Raw genomic sequence first — 16,671 nt, forward strand, 5'->3', positions numbered from 1 at the left:
TGTGGGCGCGCCGTGCGCGAATGAGGGCGCTAGGAGATCAGCGGAATCTGCCCAGACGGATACCGGCGTATCCGATCGCCGCCACGGTCTCTCCATCGGTGATGCGGCCATCGGAGATCATGCCGAGGACGTCGGAGAACGGTACCCAGGTGACGGCGTCGATGCCCTCCTCCGCCTGCGTGTGAGTGGAGTCGTCGGACGGAGTCAGACCCCGAGCGAGGAACACGTGCTCGGGGGCGTGGGCGATCCCGTTCAGGGCGTTCATCGTTCCGAGTTCCGTCCAGTCCTCGGCGACGAAGCCCGTCTCCTCGAGCAGCTCGCGCTGCGCTGCAGCGAGCGGTTCTTCGCCGTCGCTTCCTCCGGCAGGAATCTCTATCGACACTCCGGTCGTGTAGCGCTCGAGAGTGATGAGGCAGACGCGGTCCTCGTCATCGAGTGCGACGACGAAGACCGCCGGATGCCGCATGGTCACCACGCCGTAGATGCCATCGCCCCCGGGCCCCGTGACCTGGTCCTCCCGAACCTCGATCCACCGGTTCTCGTACACCGTCGACGATTCGCGTGTGACCCATGCCATGGAGTCGAGCCTATGTGGATCCCAATCAAGATGATGGTCGCGATCGTCCGGGGAGATGTCATCCGCCGTCCCTCGTCTGGGTGAGCGGCATCCGAACCGATACGCTGGGGGCATGACGCACTCGGGCAACCCCTTCGGACAGGTTCTCGTCGCGCTCGTCACTCCGATGACGGCCGACGGCGAAGTCGATTGGCCCGCCGTCGAGAAGCACATCGATGACGTCATCACCGCCGGTGCTGACGGAATCGTCGTGACGGGAACGACCGGCGAGACCTCGACCCTGACGGACCCTGAGAAGCTCAAGCTCGTCGAGGTCGGAAAGTCGGTCTCGGCCGGACGCGCCAAGATCATCACCGGCGGTGGATCCAACGAGACCGCGCACGCGATCGAGCTCTACAAGGCGAGCGAGAAGGCCGGCGCAGACGCCATCATGATCGTCACGCCGTACTACAACAAGCCGACCCAGGCCGGGATCCTCACGCATTTCCGCCTGGTGGCCGACGCCACCGACCTGCCGGTGATCCTCTACGACATCCCCGGTCGCACCGGCGTGCCGATCAAGTACGAGACCATCCTGCGCCTCGCCAAGCACCCGAACATCCTCGCAGTGAAGGACGCCAAGGGCGACTTCTCCGAGGTGAGCCGCGTCCTGAACCAGACCGACCTCATGTACTTCTCGGGAGACGACGCGAATGTTCTGCCGCATCTCGCCATCGGCGCGACCGGCCTGATCGGCGTGACCGCCAACGTCGCGGCGGCTCCGTACCGCACCATCATCGACGCCGTCAACCGAGGCGATCTGACGACGGCCACGGCAGAGCACAAGAGGCTCGAGCCGCTCGTGCGCGCGGTCATGACGCATGTCCCGGGAACCGTCGCCGCGAAGTACATCCTGCACGGCCTGGGCCGGATCTCCAGCCCCCGCGTGCGTCTGCCCCTGGTGGGTCCCGAAGAGTGGGAGGCCGCGCTCATCGAGGACGAGCTCGATCTCGTGAGGGACGTTCCGGGAGCAGACTTCTCCAACTTCCGCCCCGACCGCAACGCGGCCGCGGGCGGCGCCCTGCCGAAGGTGCACGGCACGACCCGCTGAGAACGCACGCGCCGAGGCGCGTCACCATGAACGAACGGACGCGTGGAGTGTCCGACTGAGGAGACAGCATGTCCATCCCGCTCGCAGAACCCGCAGCTCTCGACGAGGGGACGCTGCGGGTCACTCCGCTCGGCGGACTCGGTGAGATCGGTCGCAACATGACCATCTTCGAGTTCGACGGCAAGATCCTGATCGTCGACTGCGGAGTGCTCTTCCCGGAAGAGCACCAGCCCGGAGTCGACCTGATCCTGCCGGACTTCGAGCCGATCAAGAGCCGCCTCGACGACATCGTCGGAGTCGTCCTCACCCACGGGCACGAGGACCACATCGGTGCCGTTCCCTACCTGCTGCGCCTGAAGAGCGACATCCCCGTGATCGGATCGGGCCTCACGCTCGCGCTGGTCGAGGCGAAGCTCAAGGAGCACCGCATCAAGGCGTACACCCTCACGGTGAAGGAGGGCCAGCGGGAGCAGGTCGGACCGTTCGACCTCGAGTTCGTCGCGGTCAACCACTCGATCCCGGACGCACTCGCCGTGGCGATCCGCACTCCCGCGGGCCTCGTGCTGGCGACCGGCGACTTCAAGATGGACCAGCTTCCGCTCGACGGACGCATCACCGACCTCCGCGCGTTCGCCCGCCTCGGCGAGGAAGGGGTCGACCTGTTCCTCGTCGACTCGACGAACGCCGACGTGCCCGGGTTCACTCCCACGGAGCGCTCGATCGGCCCCGTGCTCGATCAGGTCATCGGCAAGGCGCCTCGCCGGGTCATCGTCGCGAGCTTCTCGAGTCACGTGCACCGCGTGCAGCAGGTTCTCGACGCCGCGCATGCGCACGGCCGACGGGTCGCGCTGCTCGGACGCAGCATGCTGCGCAACATGACGATCGCCGAGGACCTCGGATACCTGAAGGTGCCAAGCGGTCTTCTCATCGACTACAAGAAGGCCCGCGACCTTCCGGACGACAAGATCGTCTACATGTCCACCGGCTCGCAAGGCGAGCCCATGGCCGTTCTGAGTCGCATGGCCAACCTCGACCATGCGATCGAGCCCGGACCGGGTGACACCGTCATCCTGGCCTCGAGCCTCATCCCCGGCAACGAGAATGCCGTGTACCGCGTGATCGACGGTCTGACCAAGCTCGGCGCGAACGTGGTGCACAAGGCGAACGCCAAGGTGCACGTCTCGGGCCATGCTGCAGCGGGTGAGCTCATCTACTGCTACAACATCCTGCGACCCAAGAACGTGCTGCCCGTGCACGGCGAGTACCGCCATCTGATCGCCAACGCCAAGCTGGCGCAGGACACGGGCATCGAGGCCGAGCGCACGATCATCGCCTCGAACGGCACGGTCATCGACCTGAAGGGCGGCGACGCCCGAGTGGTCGGCCAGCTCGATCTCGGTTTCGTGTACGTCGACGGCTCGACCGTCGGCGCGATCACGGACGCAGACCTCAAGGATCGTCGGATCCTGGCTGAAGAGGGCTTCGTCTCCGTGATCGTCGTGGTCGATGCCGCCACAGGTCGCATCATCTCCGGTCCGGAGATCCACGCGCGCGGCATCGCCGAAGACGATTCCGTCTTCGATGACGTCACCCCGAAGATCATTGCCGCCCTCAAGGAGGCCTCCGGCAACGGCGTGCGCGACACGCATGCGCTCTCGCAGGTCATCCGTCGGACCATCGGGCGCTGGGTCAACCAGAAGCTCCGTCGTCGTCCGATGATCGTCCCGCTGGTCATCGAAGCGTGATCGGAGCCCGGTGGTTCGCGGGTTCCCAGTCGACCGACACTCGGCTGTAACGCGAACGGCCTAGGCTCACTCCATGCCGGACGTCTTCTCGATTCGACCCGCCGACCAGGCGGACGGGAGCTTCCTCGGCGACATGGTCGTCGAGGCGGCGAACTGGCGCTCCGGCGGGGCACGCGCTCGGCATGAGATTCTCAGCGCCGTCGAGCACCGGCGCTACATCGCGGGGTGGATGCGGCCGGCGGATGCCGGTTTCATCGCGCTCGACTCCGATCTGCGACCCATCGGTGCGGCGTGGTATCGGATGCTCGCGCCGGACGACGCAGGCTTCGGTTTCGTCGGAACCGCGGTGCCCGAGCTCATCATCGGAGTGCAGCCGATCTGGCGGGCGCACGGAGTCGGACGGACCCTGCTTCGACGCCTCGTCACCCACGCGCGCGAGCAGGGGCACCCTCGGATCAGCCTCAGCGTCGAACGGGACAACTTCGCGCACGCCCTGTATCGGTCGGAGGGCTTCGTGGTCACCGACGCGGGGGATCTCCGTGACACGATGGTGCATCGCACGTCCTGATCTCCCTTCGCGGGCCCGGGAACCGGCCGGAATGCCGCGTCATTACGGGTGAATGTCGGCCTCTGGCCGTAACGTGAGAGCATGGCCAGGAGTACCACGAAGTCCGCGCGCGCGTCCGAGAGCGCCACGCCTCGCCCGAAGCGGCAGGCTGCGCCGAAGGCCCAGGCTGCGCCGAAGAAGTACATCGACGAGATCGACAAGCCTCCGGTGGCGGTACGAGCGTGGAACGGGCTCGCCCACGGCGTCGGCGGTCTGTTCCGGGCATTCGGCCCGGAGACGCTCGAAAAGGATGACCGGCGCGACGGATTCCCCTTCCTGCTGGTGCTTCTGGCGATCGCCGGAGCGGTCAACGAATGGTTCTTCATCGGCAACGAGGTCGCGTCGAACATCAGCGCCTACTCGGTGGGGCTTCTGGTCGGGCGCGTGGCTTTCGTCATGCCCGTGCTGCTGCTGCTGCTGGCAGGGTGGCTGTTCCGCCATCCCTCGTCCGTCCACGACAACGGGCGCATCGGCATCGGCTTCGGACTCTTCGTGCTCACCCTGGCTGGCTTCTGCCACATCGCAGCGGGTCGAGTCGACTCCGCCGGACTGCTCGTTCGTGCGCAGCCCCGGGACGGCATGCCTGCGCTCAGCGAAGCGGGCGGTCTCTTCGGCTGGATGATCGGTGAGCCGCTCTCGTATCTCACTCCGGTGGGTGCCTACATCGTCCTGGCCCTGCTGGCGGGACTCAGCATCCTGATCCTGACCAAGACTCCGCCGAACCGTATCGGGCAGCGCCTGGGCGACCTCTACGCGTGGATGTTCGACGCTGAGCGCACCGAGAAGCCTGCGAAGGAAGCCGCGGCGATCGACGAGTCCGACAAGGTCGACGACCCCGACGTCCTTCCCTGGTGGCGGCGGAACAAGACCGGCCGTGAGGAAGACCCCGACGAGGGGACGCTGGGCTCCGACGACATCACCGCGCTGCTGACGACCTCCGAGCCGACTCCGGCTTACGATCAGGCCGTCGTCGTGGAAGATCCGTATGACGCGGCGACGGAGGTGCTGACGGACGTGCGGTCCGTGACGGAATCCCTGGCAGGGCAGCAGACCACCGCACTGCTCGACGACGAGTCCGACACCGGAGAGATGCCGGAGCTTCCGGGTCTCGACGGCTTCGGCACGGCAGGGCCGGGGGAGCGAGGCCCCCAGGCCCCCGTCGCCCCGTACGTGCTGCCGTCGCCAGGTCTTCTGGTCGAAGGGCCTCCACCGGTCGCGCGCTCCGAGGCGACCGACAAGGTGATCGAGCAGATCACGAGCGTGCTGACGCAGTTCAAGGTCGACGCGAAGGTCACTGGTTTCTCGCGTGGCCCCACGGTCACCCAGTACGAGGTCGAGGTGGGGCACGGCGTCAAGGTCGAGAAGATCCTCCAGCTGAGCAACAACTTCGCGTATGCGGTCGCATCGAACGATGTGCGGATCCTCTCGCCGATACCCGGAAAGAGCGCGATCGGAATCGAGATCCCGAACGCCGACAAGGAGATGGTCGCGCTCGGCGATGTGCTCAGGTCTCCGGCAGCGCACAAGAGCACCCACCCGATGACGATCGGCGTCGGAAAGGACGTCGGTGGGAACATCGTCATCGCCAACCTCGCGAAGATGCCTCACCTGCTTGTCGCCGGTTCCACCGGCTCCGGAAAGTCGAGCTTCGTCAACTCGATGATCACGAGTCTGCTCATGCGCGCCCGACCCACGGATGTGCGGATGGTCCTGATCGACCCCAAGCGCGTGGAGCTGACGAGCTACGCCGGGGTGCCGCACCTGATCACACCCATCATCACGAACCCCAAGAAGGCGGCGGAAGCGCTGCAGTGGGTCGTGAAGGAGATGGACATGCGGTACGACGACCTCGCGTCGTTCGGGTTCCGTCACATCGACGACTTCAACCGTGCCGTCCGCGCCGGCGAGGTGGAGCTTCCCGTGGGAAGCGAACGCGTGCTCAAGCCCTACCCGTACCTCCTCGTCGTCGTCGACGAGCTGGCGGACCTGATGATGGTCGCCCCGCGCGATGTCGAGGACTCGATCGTCCGCATCACCCAGCTCGCACGCGCGTCCGGTATCCACCTCGTGCTCGCGACGCAGCGACCCAGCGTCGATGTCGTGACCGGTCTGATCAAGGCGAATGTCCCCTCGCGCCTCGCGTTCGCCGTCACGAGCGTCACAGACAGCCGCGTGATCCTCGACAGCCCCGGCGCCGACAAGCTGATCGGACAGGGCGATGCGCTGTTCTCGCCCATGGGGTCGTCCAAGCCGTTCCGACTGCAGGGTGCGTGGGTCGATGAGAAGGAGATCGACGCGGTCGTCAAGCACGTGACGCGTCAGGCCCGTCCGGACTACCGCGCCGACGTCCAGGAAGCGCTGGAGCCCACGAAGAAGAAGGAGGTCGACGAGGACATCGGCGACGATCTCGAGCTTCTTCTCGCCGCGGCCGAACTCATCGTGTCGTCGCAGTTCGGGTCGACGTCGATGCTGCAGCGCAAGCTCCGCGTCGGGTTCGCGAAGGCCGGTCGCCTGATGGACCTCCTCGAGTCGCGAGAGATCGTCGGCCCGTCAGAAGGATCCAAAGCGCGCGATGTGCTGGCGACGGCCGAACAGCTGCCCCAGGTCATGGCGAAGCTGCGAGGCGACGACACTCCGCCGAAGCCGCCTGCCCCCTCCTCGGCGGCGACTGCTGCCGGGACGCCGCACGACCCGGTCGAGGCGCAGTTCCAGGGACTCCCTGTGGTCGAGGCTGAAGACGATGGCGACGAAGACGCCTGGGGACTGACGGGACGCGACTGATGGCCATTCCACGGCAGCTTCCCAACGCGATCACGGTCGCGCGCATACCGCTCGCGGTGATCTTCTTCGTCCTCCTGCTGATCGGTGGCACGTTCGGACTCGACGACATCGCTGTCCGCTGGATCGCCGCCGTTCTCTTCATCGTCGCGATCTCGACCGATTGGGTCGATGGCTATCTGGCCCGCCGCTACGAGATCGTCAGCGACTTCGGAAAGCTCTGGGACCCGATCGCCGACAAGCTGCTCACCGGCGCCGGTTTCATCGGTCTCGCGATACTCGGCGAGCTGAACTGGTGGCTGGTGATCATCATCCTCATTCGGGAGTGGGGCATCACGATCCACCGTCTCATGGTGGCGAAGGAGCACGTCGTGGCTGCGGCCTGGATGGGCAAGATCAAGACGGCAGTGCAGGCGGTGGCCCTGTCCTGGGCGCTGCTTCCGTTGCACGTCGTGATCGGGCTGGAGCCGTGGCTGCTCGTGACCGCGATCCTGATGGTGCTCGTGCTGATCCTGACCGTGGCGAGCGGAATCGACTACATCGTCGCGCAGGTGCGAGGCGCGCGGCAGCCCTCGTGACATCTGCGTCGGCCGTGCTCGCCGCGCTGGTCGAGCGTGGCTGGACGCTCGGTGTCGCGGAGTCGTTGACGGGCGGTGCTCTCGCGGCCGAGTTCGTCTCCGTGCCGGGGGCGTCCGCCTCCCTCCGCGGAGCGATCGTCGCGTACGCCACTCCGGTGAAGCACACGCTGCTGGGCGTCGACGACGCGCTGCTCGACGCGCACGGTCCCGTGCACCCCGACGTCGCTCTTCAGATGGCGGCGGGGGTGCGCGGTGCGTTGAACGTCGACGGGGCCCCTGCCGACGTCGGCGTCTCGACCACGGGTATCGCGGGGCCGGACTCACCTGACGGTCAGCCGGTCGGCACGGTGCATGTGGCCGTGGTGACGCCGGATTCCTCGGTGACCGAGTTGTTTCGATTCGCCGGTGATCGTGCCGAGGTGCGGGCGCGGGCGGTCGACGCGGCGATCGATATGCTCGCTCGGGTTCTGCGGGAATAGGGGGTGGGTGCGCTCCGTTATGTCCTATGTGCTCACACCGAAAGCACAGCGTGCGAAGGTAGATTTTGTGAAGGTCGGTAGGACTAGACTGGCGGTCTCTTCGAGGGAGACCTCGAGAAGGCGATCTGGGAGGAGGTTCCGATGATTCTTGTGCGACAGGAAATCGGCGATGTGCTGAGGGACTTCCGCCTGCAGAAGGGGCGGACGCTCCGGCAGGTTGCGAGCAAGGCTTCTGTGGCGCTGGGCTATCTCAGCGAGGTCGAGCGGGGCCAGAAGGAAGCATCGAGTGAGATTCTCGCCTCGGTGGCTGACGCTCTGGATGTTCCCATCTCGATCATCATGCGCGAGGTCGGCGACCGGATCTCGGTCCTCGAAGGCATTCAGGTCTTCCCTGATGTCGTTCCGGACGACCTCGTGGCTTCTGTCGAGCCCGAGCTGTCGCTCCACTGAACGTCGGACTCTCATAGCCTCTGATGCGACGTAGTGAGTTCCTCCGCGCAGTCGACGCGGAATTCGGCGGTCGCGGGTCATCTCTGATCAGCGACCTGGTTCTGACTCAGCTCGCCGGGCGCACTGCCGACGAAGCGCTGGACGCTGGCGTCGCACCGCGCGAGATCTGGCTGGCGCTGTGCGCCGAGACGGATGTCCCCCTGGAGCGGCGACACGGTGCAGGTCGTCTGGAGCCGCGCAAGCGATGACCCTCTGAGGTGTTCGCGGCGAGGGCGCGTTCGAGGCGGTTTCGATTTGCGACACGCCGCGACGGCGTGTCGTCGAATATGTGTTCGAAACGGGCGTAGTCTTCTGCACAAGTGGTTCAGAGACGTTTCTCTCCCTGTTTCGCGGTGCTGACGACGCAATGTCGGAGGCTCCTCCTACGGTGAAGAACAAGCCGAAGAGCCATACGCCTTGTCGGAGAGTTCCGCCCAGCCGGGAGGACCGCGACAGCCTACAGGCGGCACCACGCGAGCATAAGGAGCACGTCATGCCATCACCCGCTGACCGCGAGAAGTCCCTCGAGACCGCCCTCGCCCAGATCGATCGTCAGTTCGGAAAGGGCTCGGTCATGAGACTGGGCAGCGACGAGCGTGCGCCTGTCGCCGTCATTCCGACCGGTTCCATCGCTCTCGATGTCGCCCTCGGCGTCGGAGGACTGCCGCGTGGGCGAATCGTCGAGATCTACGGTCCTGAGTCGTCGGGTAAGACGACGCTCACCCTCCACGCGATCGCCAACGCTCAGCGCGCCGGCGGAATCGCTGCCTTCATCGACGCCGAGCACGCGCTCGACCCTGACTACGCCGCGAAGCTCGGTGTCGACATCGACGCCCTTCTCGTCTCGCAGCCCGACACGGGTGAGCAGGCGCTCGAGATCGCGGACATGCTCGTCCGCTCCGGGGCGATCGACCTGATCGTCATCGACTCCGTGGCCGCGCTCGTGCCTCGAGCCGAGATCGAGGGCGAGATGGGTGACTCCCACGTGGGTCTGCAGGCTCGTCTGATGTCTCAGGCGCTGCGAAAGCTCACCGGTGGGCTCAACCAGACGAACACCACGATGATCTTCATCAACCAGCTGCGCGAGAAGATCGGTGTCTTCTTCGGCTCGCCGGAGACCACCGCGGGTGGAAAGGCGCTGAAGTTCTACGCGTCCGTCCGAATGGACATCCGCCGAATCGAGACTCTGAAGGACGGCACCGACGCAGTCGGAAACCGTACGAGGGTCAAGGTCGTGAAGAACAAGATGGCTCCGCCGTTCAAGCAGGCTGAGTTCGACATCCTCTACGGCGTCGGCATCTCCCGTGAGGGCAGCCTGATCGACTTCGGTGTGGAGCACGGCATCGTCAAGAAGTCCGGGTCCTGGTACACCTATGACGGTGACCAGCTGGGACAGGGCAAGGAGAACGCGCGAACGTTCCTGCTCAAGAACCCCGACATCGCGCTGGCGATCGAGACCCAGATCAAGCAGAAGCTCGGCATCGGAGGAGCCACCGAGGCACCTGCTGACGAGCTCGCCGAGCGCCGCCCGGCATGATCGTGATGGTTCGCGGTTGTGGCGCAACCGGAGCGAACCATGAGTGATGGCGGGGGCGAGCCTCAGGAGCTCGCCCCCATCATCCCTCTGTTCGGCCGTGATTCCGCGCGGATGAAGCCGGTCGATCGAAGCTCTGCCGGGTCCGATGCAGGCACCCCCCGCGCTGCGGAAGACGCAGGCCACGAGGAATCGACGGCGGCAGGAGTCGCATCCACCGGCGACTCGGCTCCAGCTCCACTCGTCGACTCTCGTGGGCCCAGCGAACGGCATCCAGCTCGTGGCGCTGCGGCTCGGTCTGCTCCCCGATTGCGTGCACTGCAGCCGCACGAAGACTCAGCAGATGAGAGCGGAGTCGATCCGTCGAAGCTGCGTGTCGACGCCGAGGAGCTTCTCGTGCGCAAGCTGAGGGCTCGATCGCTCTCGTTGTCCGAGGCGCGGATGGTGCTCAGGGGCTACGAAGAGAACGGCGTCCGGCTCGACTCCGGATCGATCGACGACGTGATCGACGACTTCTGTCGCCGCGGCTACCTCGATGACGCGGTTCTCGCCGATCAGCTCGTGATGTCGGGAATCGAGCGAAAAGGACAGGGGCGCGTCGCTCTGTCGCGGGCGCTCTCGCTGCGGGGGATTCCCCGCGATGTGATCGACGCGGCATTGGGCGATGTTCCCGACGACGACGCGGAGCGCGCACTCGAGTACGCTCGCTCGAAAGCACGATCGATGTCCCGCCTCGACCCGGATACTGCTCTGAGACGCCTCGTCGGTCAGCTATCACGTCGCGGGTACAACGGTTCTGTCGCGATGACGGCTGCGAAGACGGCCCTCGCCGAGGGTTCTTCCGGCTCTTCCTCGTCGCGGGTCCGATTCGTCGATTCGGACTGAGGCGGCGGAGGGCGCGCACCTGCCCGGTAGCCGGCCCGGTCAGCGGCAGCGAGGGGGGAACCGCTCGTACAATGGGGAGATCATGACTATCCCGCGCAGTGAACCGACGATCATCGCGTCGTCGTCAGCCGCAATCGACCGTGACGGGCGCCAGCGTTCGTACGAGGTCCGCACCTTCGGCTGCCAGATGAACGTCCACGATTCCGAACGTCTCTCGGGCTCGCTCGAAAGTGCGGGATACGTCCGAGCCACGGACGGCGCCGAGGCCGATGTCGTGATCATCAACACGTGCGCAGTTCGCGACAATGCCGCGGGCAAGCTCTACGGGACCCTCGGTCAGCTCGCTTCGGTGAAGCGCCGCAAGGACGGCATGCAGATCGCCGTCGGGGGCTGTCTCGCCCAGATGGACAAGCAAGCCGTTCTCGACAAGGCCCCATGGGTCGATGTGGTCTTCGGCACGCACAACATGGGGTCGCTTCCCGGCCTTCTCGAGAGAGCGCGACACAACGGTGACGCCGAGCTGGAGATCCTCGAGTCGCTCGAGGTGTTTCCCTCGACGCTCCCGACCAAGCGCGACTCTGCGCACAGCGGGTGGGTGTCCATCTCGGTCGGATGCAACAACACGTGCACCTTCTGCATCGTTCCGAGCCTTCGCGGCAAGGAGAAGGACCGCCGTCCGGGTGACATCCTGAACGAGATCCGCCTCCTCGTGGAGGACGGTGCCATCGAGGTCACCCTGCTCGGACAGAACGTCAACTCCTACGGCGTGGAGTTCGGCGATCGCCAGGCATTCGGCAAGCTCCTGCGCGCGGCGGGCGAGATCGAAGGACTCGAGCGCATTCGCTTCACGAGTCCTCACCCGGCTGCGTTCACCGACGACGTGATCGACGCGATGGCTGAGACTCCCACTGTGATGCCGCAGCTTCACATGCCGCTGCAGTCCGGCAGCGATCGCATCCTCAAGTCCATGCGTCGTTCTTATCGCAGTGAGAGGTTCCTCGGAATCCTCGACCGCGTCCGTGATCGCATTCCGCATGCCGCGATCACCACCGACATCATCGTCGGGTTCCCCGGTGAGACCGAGGCGGACTTCGAGGACACGATGCGGGTGGTCGAACAGGCCCGCTTCTCGAGCGCCTTCACCTTCCAGTACTCGATCCGCGAGGGCACACCGGCGGCGACCATGGAAGACCAGGTTCCGAAGGCCGTCGTGCAGGAACGCTACAACCGGCTCATCGCGCTGCAGGAGCGCATCTCGCTCGAAGAGAACCAGAAGCAGATCGGCCGCGAGGTCGAGGTCCTCGTCTCGACGGGCGAGGGTAAGAAGGACGCCGAGACGCATAGGCTGACCGGCCGGGGGGAAGACAACCGCCTCGTGCACTTCGAGGTGACCCCGGGGTCGGCTGTTCCCCGGCCCGGTGACGTCGTCTCGGTGACCATCACCCATGCGGCTCCGTTCCACCTGCTCGCCGATGACCCGACGGGCTCCCCGCTCAAGATCCGTCGCACGCGCGGCGGGGACGCGTGGGATCGCGCCCAGGCGGAATCGTGCGCCGTGCCGGCGCCTGCGGCGCCCGACGGCACGCGGGCGGTGTCTCTCGGCCTGCCGACGCTGCGCGTCGGCAGGTGACCGCTGCTCGCGACGAAGCCGGTATCCAAGGGATGACGGGTACGGAGCCGGGCGGCACGCACGATGCGCCGCGGCTCTGGGCGGTCGTCGGCGCGACCGGGACGGGCAAGAGCGATCTCGCGCTCGATCTCGCCGCGGCGCTGCGCCGGCGGGGCAACGCGGCCGAGATCGTGAACGCCGATGCGATGCAGCTCTACCGCGGAATGGACATCGGCACGGCGAAGCTTTCCGCTGCTGAACGACGCGGCATTCCGCACCACCTCTTCGACGTGCGCGAGGTCGACGAGGAAGCGGCGGTGGCCTGGTATCAGCCTCTTGCGCGCTCCGTGATCATCGATATCCAGCGCCGTGGTGCTGACGCCATCCTCGTCGGCGGCTCCGGGCTTTACGTCTCCAGCGTCGTCTTCGACTTCGCCTTCCCGCCGCGCGACCCGGTCATCCGCGCTCGGCTCGAACGCGAGCTCGAGGACGAGGGTGCGGGGGCGATGCTCGACCGGCTGAGAGCGCTCGACCCGGCCACGGCGGCGCGCGTCGACCCGCACAACGGGAGACGGGTGATCCGCGCCCTCGAGGTGCTCGAGCAGGGCAGCGCCACGCACGGTGCCGCTCTGCCGGAACAGCCGTCGCTCTGGCAGGCGGACACCCGACTGATCGGTCTCCATGTCGAGCGCAGCGTCCTCGTCGAACGGCTCGACGCGCGGGTCGAACAGATGTGGCGTGCAGGCCTCGTCGACGAGGTGGCGGGGCTCCGGCGGCAAGGGCTCGAGGATGGCGTCACTGCGCAGCGTGCCATCGGCTACTCCCAGGCTCTGGGGCAGATCGACGGGCGGCTCAGTCAAGACGAGGCGATCGCCGAGACGCAGGCCCTCACGCGTCGGTATGCCCGACGTCAGGTGTCCTGGTTCAAGCGGTATCCGGGTCTCACCTGGCACGAACCCCCGGTCGACGCGACGGCACTCGTCGAGTCCTGAGTCGACATCTCCCTCACCGCCATCGCGCGATGTCGGTGACCGATGAGAAGGTGGATGCATGGCCACCCACTTCTACACGGCGAGCAGCCTCGACGGTTTCATCGCGACTGACCAGCACTCCCTCGATTGGCTCCTCAAGCAGGACATCGACGCCGAAGGACCGATGTCCTATGGGGCGTTCGAGAAGACGATCGGGGCGCTGGCCATGGGGGCATCGACCTACAACTGGGTCATGCAGCACGAAGAGGGGCGCTGGGGCTACGAGCAGCCGACCTGGGTGTTCACGCACAGGGAGCTCGAGATTCCCGTCGGCGCCGACGTCCGCAAGGCGCAGGGCGATGTGACCGCCGTTCATTCCGAGATGGTCACTGCCGCCGGCGGCAAGGATCTGTGGGTCGTCGGTGGCGGAGACCTGGCCGGGCAGTTCGCGGATGCGGGTCTTCTCGATGAGGTGTGGGTGCAGTACGCGCCGGTCACTCTCGGATCCGGGGCACCCCTGTTGCCGCGGATGCTGGACCTCGAGCTCCTCGAGGTGGCTCGCAACCGCAACTTCATGTGCGGGCGTTACCGCGTGCGCCGTGGCTGAGGCGTCAGCCCCTCGGCGCGCAGTCGAGAGCTGGCCGGTCCGGGCGTTCGACCGGGCGCACACCGAGGCGGTTGTCGCGCTCTGGGACGAGGCCGGGCTCACGCGCCCGTGGAACGATCCGCGGCTCGACATCGAGCGCAAGCTCACGGTGCAGCCGGAGCTGTTTCTGGTCGTCGAGAGCACCGAGCCCGAATCGAGCTCAGCGACGATCCTCGGGACGGTCATGGCCGGCTACGACGGCCACCGCGGCTGGCTGTACTACCTGGCGACCGCCAAGTCGCACCGCCAGCGGGGGATCGCGCGAGCACTCGTGCACGAGGCCGAACGGCTTCTCGTCGCCATGGGCTGCCCGAAGGTGCAGCTCATGGTCAGGGAGGGGAACGAAGGCGTCCTCGTTTTCTATGACGACCTGGGCTACGAACGATTCTCCGTGTCGAACACGGGCAGACGCCTGATCGTCGACGCCTAGCCGAGATCTCTAGACTGGACGAATGGTCGCATTCACGAAAGGGCACGGTACGGGCAACGATTTCGTGATCATCGCCGACCCCGACGGCTCACTGGAACTCAGCTCGGAACAGGTCGCAGTGCTCTGTGACCGGCACCGCGGCATCGGAGCCGACGGCATCCTTCGTGTCGTGCGCTCTGCAGCGATCGTGGACGGGCGGGCGTCACTCGCTGAGGAGCCGGCAGCTGAATGGTTCATGGACTACCGCAACGCCGACGGATCGATCGCCGAGATGTGCGGCAACGGCATCCGCGTCTTCGCGCACTATCTCGTGCGATCCGGGCTCGCCACGATCCAGCCCGGCTCGACGCTCCCGATCGGAACCCGAGCGGGCGTGCGCGACGTGACCCGCAGTGAGACGGGATATCAGGTGGATCTCGGCCTGTGGAAGCTCTCCGGCGACGACCCTCTTGTCACGGCGGACGGGCTCCCCGTCACGCGCCCGGGGCTGGGCATCGACGTCGGGAATCCTCATGTGGTGGTCGCCCTCGCATCCGAGGCGGAACTCGCCTCACTCGAACTCCACCGTGCTCCGGTGCTCGAACCCACCCCGCCCGCGGGTGCGAACGTCGAGTTCGTCGTCCCGGGTGAGCCGCTTGTGCGGGACGGGATCGGGCACGTCTCGATGCGCGTCTCCGAGCGCGGTGTGGGGGAGACCCTCAGCTGTGGCACGGGTGTGGCGGCCACAGCTCTGGCGGTGCGCTACTGGGCAGGTGCGAAGGCGCCCGACAACTGGCGGGTCGAGGTGCCGGGTGGCACGCTCGGCGTGCGCATGTTCCCCGCGGAGGACGGCGAGCACGTCGCGCTGTCCGGCCCCGCGCAGCTCGTGTTCAGCGGCGAGGTCGACCTGATCTGATGGGCGCGACCGGTCCGATCGATCTGCTCATCTTCGACTGCGACGGAGTCCTCGTCGACAGCGAGCGGCTCTCGATCGAGGTGGACCGGCGGGTACTCGCCGATCTCGGGTGGGAACTGTCCTCGGACGAGATCGTGCACCGGTTCGTCGGACGTTCTGCCGCCTACTTCCGCTCGGAGATCGAGTCGTTCCTCGGGAGCCCGCTTCGCGATGACTGGGAGGCGACCTATCAGCCGTGGTACGTCGCTGCCTTCGCTGAGCTGATCGCGGTGGACGGCGTCGAGCACGCACTCGACGAGATCGTGACGGCCACGTGCGTGGCTTCGAGCGGTACCCATGCGAAGATCCGGCGAACGCTCGGGATGACCGGTCTCCTTCCGCGATTCGAGGGAAGGATCTTCAGCGTGGAAGACGTGGTCGTCGGTAAGCCCGCCCCGGATCTCTTTCTGCACGCCGCAGATCGGCTCGGGGTGCACCCCGAACACTGCGCGGTGGTCGAGGACAGCCGGTTCGGCGTCCGCGCCGCTCGAGCCGCCGGGATGCGGGTATACGGCTACGCCGGCGGGCTCACCCCAGCCGAGTGGCTCGAACAGGAAGGAGCCGTCGTGTTCGCCGACATGCGCGACCTTCCCGACCTTCTCGGTCGCTGATGTCGCTGCGGCGAGAGGTCAGACGAGAGCGATCGGCTCGGTGGGTGGGGTGCCGTGCTTGCGCACCTTGAGGATGCGATAGCCCTTGGAGGTCGCGGTGCGGTGCACGCTGAAACCAGGATGGAACGTCGAGCCGATCCACCGTTGCAGCGAATCCGCGCCGAGGTTGCGCTGCACGACGAGCCACGCGTCGCTGCGCTCGTCGAGGCGGGGGATCCACTTCTCGAGCAGGCCGTGAAGCTCGTTCTTGCCGACGCGGATCGGAGGATTCGAGCGGATCGAGCGGAAAGTCACGTCAGCGGGAACATCCTCGGGCAGTGAGGCGTTGACATTCTTGAGACCATGAGCCGCGGCGTTGCGACGCACGAGATCCAGAGCCCGCTCGTTCACATCGACCGCCCACACGGTCGCATGGGGCGCGGCCAATGCCATCGACAGCGTGACCGGTCCCCACCCGCTTCCGAGGTCGAGAAGATGGCCTCCCGGCGGAACCGGAGGCGTGTTTGCGAGAAGGACGGCAGTACCGGCATCCAGCCGATCCGGGCTGAAGACGCCGCCAGCAGTGGTGACGTCCAGCTCTCGGCCTGCGAGCGTCACACGGATCGATCGCAGGTTCTCGGGGCTTGCCGGGGCCGCGGTGAAGTAATGGTCGGACCCCATACCGTGAGCGTAGCGGACAGCGCGGGCTAAGGTTAAGGCTCGCAACAA

General features: G+C 66.4%; 18 protein-coding genes. 16 read left to right on the top strand and 2 right to left on the bottom strand.

The features are described 5' to 3' along the window. Window positions 1-37: 37 nt before the first annotated feature. Window positions 38-577, bottom strand: a complete 540-nt coding sequence (locus BEP68_RS06310; RefSeq protein WP_056278504.1) for an NUDIX domain-containing protein — start codon at window positions 575-577, stop codon at window positions 38-40. Window positions 578-689: 112 nt separating this feature from the next. Here BEP68_RS06310 and dapA point away from each other — a divergent pair, with 112 nt between their 5' ends. From dapA to BEP68_RS06390, 16 genes are all read left to right on the top strand, one after another. After that, a complete protein-coding gene (gene dapA, locus BEP68_RS06315) occupies window positions 690-1,667 on the top strand; it encodes a 4-hydroxy-tetrahydrodipicolinate synthase (RefSeq protein ID WP_053095829.1) in 978 nt (325 codons plus the stop codon). Window positions 1,668-1,735: 68 nt separating this feature from the next. Continuing rightward, entirely contained in the window at window positions 1,736-3,412 is a 1,677-nt protein-coding gene (locus BEP68_RS06320; RefSeq protein WP_053095830.1) for a ribonuclease J, read from the top strand. 73 nt (window positions 3,413-3,485) lie between these two features. Beyond that, on the top strand, window positions 3,486-3,980 hold the full coding sequence (locus BEP68_RS06325) for a GNAT family N-acetyltransferase (protein WP_056278507.1): 495 nt from the start codon (window positions 3,486-3,488) through the stop codon (window positions 3,978-3,980). Window positions 3,981-4,061: 81 nt separating this feature from the next. After that, window positions 4,062-6,800 (top strand): FtsK/SpoIIIE family DNA translocase, encoded by a 2,739-nt coding sequence (locus BEP68_RS06330; RefSeq protein ID WP_056278509.1) that lies wholly within the window; start codon window positions 4,062-4,064, stop codon window positions 6,798-6,800. Beyond that, window positions 6,800-7,375, top strand: coding sequence for a CDP-diacylglycerol--glycerol-3-phosphate 3-phosphatidyltransferase (gene pgsA / locus BEP68_RS06335; RefSeq protein WP_053095833.1), 576 nt, complete (start codon window positions 6,800-6,802; stop codon window positions 7,373-7,375). The genes BEP68_RS06330 and pgsA overlap by 1 nt, the downstream gene beginning before the upstream one ends. Continuing rightward, window positions 7,372-7,854, top strand: coding sequence for a CinA family protein (locus tag BEP68_RS06340; protein WP_187249525.1), 483 nt, complete (start codon window positions 7,372-7,374; stop codon window positions 7,852-7,854). Before pgsA ends, BEP68_RS06340 begins: the two co-directional genes overlap by 4 nt. A 141-nt stretch (window positions 7,855-7,995) precedes the next feature. Then, window positions 7,996-8,304, top strand: coding sequence for a helix-turn-helix domain-containing protein (locus BEP68_RS06345; protein WP_042541772.1), 309 nt, complete (start codon window positions 7,996-7,998; stop codon window positions 8,302-8,304). Between the two features lie 23 nt (window positions 8,305-8,327). Further along, complete coding sequence (locus BEP68_RS06350; RefSeq protein ID WP_053095835.1) at window positions 8,328-8,552, top strand: DUF3046 domain-containing protein; 225 nt, start codon at window positions 8,328-8,330, stop codon at window positions 8,550-8,552. A 284-nt stretch (window positions 8,553-8,836) separates the two neighbouring features. After that, window positions 8,837-9,880 (top strand): recombinase RecA, encoded by a 1,044-nt coding sequence (recA, locus tag BEP68_RS06355; RefSeq protein WP_053095836.1) that lies wholly within the window; start codon window positions 8,837-8,839, stop codon window positions 9,878-9,880. Window positions 9,881-10,186: 306 nt separating this feature from the next. After that, window positions 10,187-10,762, top strand: a complete 576-nt coding sequence (locus BEP68_RS06360) for a regulatory protein RecX (protein WP_261987735.1) — start codon at window positions 10,187-10,189, stop codon at window positions 10,760-10,762. Window positions 10,763-10,844: 82 nt separating this feature from the next. Further along, window positions 10,845-12,392, top strand: coding sequence for a tRNA (N6-isopentenyl adenosine(37)-C2)-methylthiotransferase MiaB (gene miaB, locus BEP68_RS06365; RefSeq protein ID WP_072591155.1), 1,548 nt, complete (start codon window positions 10,845-10,847; stop codon window positions 12,390-12,392). Between the two features lie 32 nt (window positions 12,393-12,424). Further along, the gene (gene miaA, locus BEP68_RS06370) at window positions 12,425-13,363 is read left to right on the top strand and encodes a tRNA (adenosine(37)-N6)-dimethylallyltransferase MiaA (RefSeq protein ID WP_187249608.1); all 939 of its coding nucleotides are present in this window, start codon (window positions 12,425-12,427) and stop codon (window positions 13,361-13,363) included. Window positions 13,364-13,421: 58 nt separating this feature from the next. Next, on the top strand, window positions 13,422-13,949 hold the full coding sequence (locus BEP68_RS06375; protein ID WP_056278524.1) for a dihydrofolate reductase family protein: 528 nt from the start codon (window positions 13,422-13,424) through the stop codon (window positions 13,947-13,949). Further along, a complete protein-coding gene (locus BEP68_RS06380) occupies window positions 13,942-14,418 on the top strand; it encodes a GNAT family acetyltransferase (protein WP_187249527.1) in 477 nt (158 codons plus the stop codon). Before BEP68_RS06375 ends, BEP68_RS06380 begins: the two co-directional genes overlap by 8 nt. 22 nt (window positions 14,419-14,440) lie before the next feature. Further along, entirely contained in the window at window positions 14,441-15,313 is an 873-nt protein-coding gene (gene dapF, locus BEP68_RS06385; protein ID WP_053095842.1) for a diaminopimelate epimerase, read from the top strand. Then, window positions 15,313-15,963, top strand: a complete 651-nt coding sequence (locus BEP68_RS06390) for an HAD family hydrolase (RefSeq protein ID WP_187249528.1) — start codon at window positions 15,313-15,315, stop codon at window positions 15,961-15,963. The genes dapF and BEP68_RS06390 overlap by 1 nt, the downstream gene beginning before the upstream one ends. An 18-nt stretch (window positions 15,964-15,981) precedes the next feature. Here BEP68_RS06390 and BEP68_RS06395 read toward each other — a convergent pair whose 3' ends face one another. Further along, on the bottom strand, window positions 15,982-16,623 hold the full coding sequence (locus BEP68_RS06395) for a class I SAM-dependent methyltransferase (RefSeq protein ID WP_053095844.1): 642 nt from the start codon (window positions 16,621-16,623) through the stop codon (window positions 15,982-15,984). Window positions 16,624-16,671: the final 48 nt, after the last annotated feature.

Origin of the sequence: Microbacterium sp. 4-7, from assembly GCF_014332665.1 — a bacterium.
Lineage (GTDB): Bacteria > Actinomycetota > Actinomycetes > Actinomycetales > Microbacteriaceae > Microbacterium.